This window comes from Candidatus Neomarinimicrobiota bacterium, assembly GCA_022573815.1.
In the GTDB taxonomy this organism is placed as follows: domain Bacteria; phylum Fidelibacterota; class SORT01; order SORT01; family SORT01; genus JACZTG01.
The window spans coordinates 1-2,058 of sequence record JACZTG010000063.1 but is presented as its reverse complement, the minus strand read 5'-3'; the positions used below and the strand labels follow the sequence as shown (position 1 = coordinate 2,058).

The window sequence follows — 2,058 nt, the reverse complement described above, 5'->3', positions numbered from 1 at the left end:
AGCCCAAAAGTGGCGTTGAACTATGGGGAATAAAAGACGGGAAGATGGGCGGTGGACTTTTTTATGGGATAGGAGTTGTAGAGCGGTTAGATGTCACACCGTCTGCAGGTGATAAAGATCACCCGGGTTCATGGTCAAAGGATCTTTACGGGCGATTATCTTATAAATTCGGTGGATTAGCGCTATCAGGAGAGTCAGGACCCGTGCCGGAAGGCGGCAGCTGGAGGGACGACCATTTCAAACTCGGACTGTTTTCTTACTCAGGGAACAATAGAGGAGCGAATTTATTAAGAATTGGTGGAGATGCCGCACTACAAATAAATGATCTTGAATTATTCAGCGGATTAATTATTGGTGAAGATTCATCTTCTGACAATATATCCGGAGAAGACACTTATTCAGCTTACTTTATTGAGAGTAACTACGTGTTTTATCCCTGGTTGGTGGGAGCTATCAGATGGGATTCAGCGATCACCCCTGACAATTCGAATGTGGATGACTTAAGAAATTTACTGCTCCACTTCTCTATTTCCATAAGACCCAATGTAGTGTTTAGAACTGAGGTTCAAAAACAATTTCAAGGTGAGGAGTCAGTCATCGGAAAGGCAAGATTAGATTTTGCCTTCTGAGTAGAATGAGAATTCCACAATTAAATATTACTTCGAAACTTATGATCCCTGTCCTTGCGATGTCATTTACAGCGGCGATTATTCTTGGATTACTAACCGAGATCAGAGAAAACTCACATCATACTGAAACAGAAAAAGAAGCGTGGATAAACGTCGGAATAAATATGGTAAATGCTTGGAAAACAACCATGTTATTCACGGGTTCGGATAATCTTGCAAGAGACCAGCTGTTCAGTCAAGTTAGTGGAAAAATTAAGGCTCTGAATCTGAAAAGAAATCCAAAGATGTTTCAAATTAACCCGGAAAGCAGTCCTTATATGTCGACAGATTTGGAATTGGAAGTACTCAATCAGGGTAAACCTATATCCCATATATCAGAAGAAGAATCAGATCGTATGCTATTTACCTTCATCCCTATAATAGCTGAGTCAAAATGTGTTGATTGTCATCTGAAGTTGAATAAACATGACTTCGCAAAAGGTGAAGTTATGGCGGTATTGACTCTTATTACATCTCTAAAAAATGTTGATGCTCTTATTTCATCAGACAGAAATGGTGTATTTATCGGATTGATCGTGGCGATTCTCTTTTCTGTCGCATTTATATTCTTTTCAATGAAACGGATTACCAATCCGATTAAAATATTAACGAATGCTGCAAAAAAAGTAACCTCGGGCGTGATTGACACACAGGTCGATATAACCTCCGATGATGAAATTGGATTGCTGGCCAGGACATTTAATGAAATGACTTCAGAGTTAAAGAGTGCTAAGGATGAGCTTCAAAAATATACTGAACACCTTGAGGAAGAAGTAAAATTAAAAACAAAAGAGGTACAAGAGTCAGAAGCGGCCCTTAAACGATTGATGAAGGGAACAGCGAAATCTACCGGCAAAGAGTTTTTTGAGAATCTCATACTAACTGTCACTGAAATGATGGGATGCCGGTGGGGCATACTGGGAGAAATCATGGATGATAAAACTATTAATACACTTGCATGGTGTGAGGATAAACGAATCAAGAAATCAATTGATTTTCCACTCCAAGGTACACCCTTCGAAGATCTTGAAGATTCCAGCTTCAGAGCTATTACCAAGGTGCGGGAACAATATCCTGATGATAAATTATTAAAAAAATTCGGGGTTGAAAGTTATTTTGGGCTTCCATTCAGCGGTTCAAATGGAAAGGCAATCGGTGTTTTAAATATACTGCATGACAAAGACTTGAAACCTCCGAAGTATGTCGAAGAAATTGTCAGTGTATTTGCCGAAAGAGCAGCGGCAGAATTGGAACGTCTTCGTTCCGAGGAAGCAAAAGAAAGATTAAGTGAGAAATTGAAACTTGCAGAAAGAGAACGAGCGCGGGCTGCGTTACGGGAAGGTGAACAAAGATACCGTACTCTGGTCGAGTCGATCAGTGAGTGGGTTTG

2 protein-coding genes are annotated in these 2,058 nt (G+C 40.1%); both read left to right on the top strand.

What is annotated here, in order from left to right; genetic code table 11:
• A partial coding sequence (locus tag IIB39_11375; protein ID MCH8929296.1) for a hypothetical protein occupies positions 1-629 on the top strand: 629 nt, incomplete at its 5' end.
• A 5-nt stretch (positions 630-634) separates the two neighbouring features.
• Positions 635-2,058, top strand: a 1,424-nt coding sequence (locus IIB39_11370; protein MCH8929295.1) for a HAMP domain-containing protein, incomplete at its 3' end; no start/stop codon positions are given.